The sequence below is a fragment of the Paraburkholderia sp. BR10882 genome, assembly GCF_040948855.1.
In the GTDB taxonomy this organism is placed as follows: Bacteria; Pseudomonadota; Gammaproteobacteria; order Burkholderiales; family Burkholderiaceae; genus Paraburkholderia; species Paraburkholderia nodosa_A.
The window spans coordinates 1-1,635 of record NZ_JBFPKP010000051.1; the positions used below are offsets into that span (position 1 = coordinate 1).

The window sequence follows — 1,635 nt, forward strand, 5'->3', positions numbered from 1 at the left end:
TCCCGGCCAAGTTCAAGTGTCCGCTTTTGCGGGGTTCAGGTTTTGTCTTTCACGGGTTGCAGCTCACGCAGTGTCGAAGATCGGATCATGAACGGGCAGGGCATTCGCCCCTGTTCCATTAACGCCTGCTGATCGATGACCTGGTTTGCGCTGGGCCTGCGAAGGCTGCTTTTGCCCGGCCAGGTCGACGATCACCTGCTCGATGTCGGCCTGTGTAAATTCGCGTTGCTTCTTCCTGCGCGCGTGGCCTTGCTTGCGCTCCGTTCGGGTCGAGTCCCCACGGTGCGTTCGCGAAGGCGCTTTACCAATCCGTTCGTTATCGCGCTGGGCCTGAATCACCTGCGAGACCTGAAGTACGTGACTTAGCCGCTTGTGCTCAACCACTGCGCCCTGGTCCACCTCGGTCAGCTTGTCGTATTCGCGGTACGGGACCACGCGGCCATCCGCCCGCAGCTCGATGCGTCCGTCCGGATACTCCCAGACCTCGATATACCGATCGATCAGCTTGCGGTTCTCCGGTGTATCGTCCAGCAGGTACAGCACACGGTCGTACTGCACCGTCAGCGACTTCTTGACCTTCCTCGGTTCGCGCCACGTCAGCACCGTATCGAGGCTCTCATCGGCCCGCAGCGGCCGGTGCGCATCGAACTCACTCTTCGGCGGCTTGGCAAAGCGTGCGTTGTAGGCGGCCATAAAGGAGGGCGCATATGCATTGGCTTCGGCCAGCGTACTGATGCCGCGCAGCCGCAGTTCCTTCACCAGGCGGTCCTGCAGCGTCAGATGCGCGCGCTCCACGCGGCCCTTGGCCGAGCTGCTGTTGGCGCAGATCGTGTCGATGTTCAGCTCGTACATCGCGCGACCGAACGGCGTCACGCTGCGTCCGGTACGCTCGGCGCTGGTGTTGCGGAATACGCTGGCCTTGTCGCTGTAGAACGCGCCCGGCTTGCCATAGCTCTCGATGTACGCGCGCGTTGCCTCGAAGTAGCTGAACGTCGATTCCGTCTGCGTGAAGTGCAGTTCCATCAGCCGGCTCGTCGCATCGTCCACGTACACCAGCAGCGTGCATTGCGGCGCCCGGTCCTCGAACCACGCATGCTCACTGCCGTCGATCTGGATGAGCTCGCCCAGGCACGTACGCCGTGCGCGCGGCTGATAGATCTTCGGCGGCCGCTGCCGGCGCGCAACCCATAGTCCTGCGTCCATCATGAGTTTGCGCAACGTCTCCTTCGCCAGCTGGATGCCGTGGCATTCCCGGAGCTTCTCGCAGGCCAGCGTGGGCCCGAAATCGGCGTAACGCTCACGGACAATCGATAGCGCCCGGTCTGCCGTTACGCGGTCTAGCCGGTTGTTGCTGGGCCGCGAGCGTCGCCGCGACACGAGGCCTTGCGGCCCGTGCTCACGAAACCGGCCAACCAGCCGGCGAATCTGCCGGGTCGTCAGCCCGAGCCGCTGCGCTGCGCGCAGCGGCTTGAGCCGTCCGTCCACCACGTCCTGAATGAGCTTCAATCTGTCCAGCTCGCGCATCGTCATTGTTATCCGTTCTGTTGCCGCCATTAAAGCTCCCAAACACTGGATTCCCAGCGATCTGTTAGCTTACGATCGTCCAAAAAGCGGACATCTGAACTTGGCTAAAAG

Annotated in this window: 1 protein-coding gene; it reads right to left on the bottom strand. The window is 62.4% G+C overall.

Annotated features, from left to right (window positions below; genetic code table 11):
* Positions 1-63 precede the first annotated feature (63 nt).
* Positions 64-1,554, bottom strand: a complete 1,491-nt coding sequence (locus tag AB3X99_RS40825; protein ID WP_368662061.1) for an ISNCY family transposase — start codon at positions 1,552-1,554, stop codon at positions 64-66.
* Positions 1,555-1,635: the final 81 nt, after the last annotated feature.

Bases quoted from the DNA above. Each gene is read 5' to 3' on its own strand.
- AB3X99_RS40825 (WP_368662061.1), bottom strand. From the start codon at position 1,554: ATGGCGGCAACAGAACGGATAACAATGACGATGCGCGAGCTGGACAGA.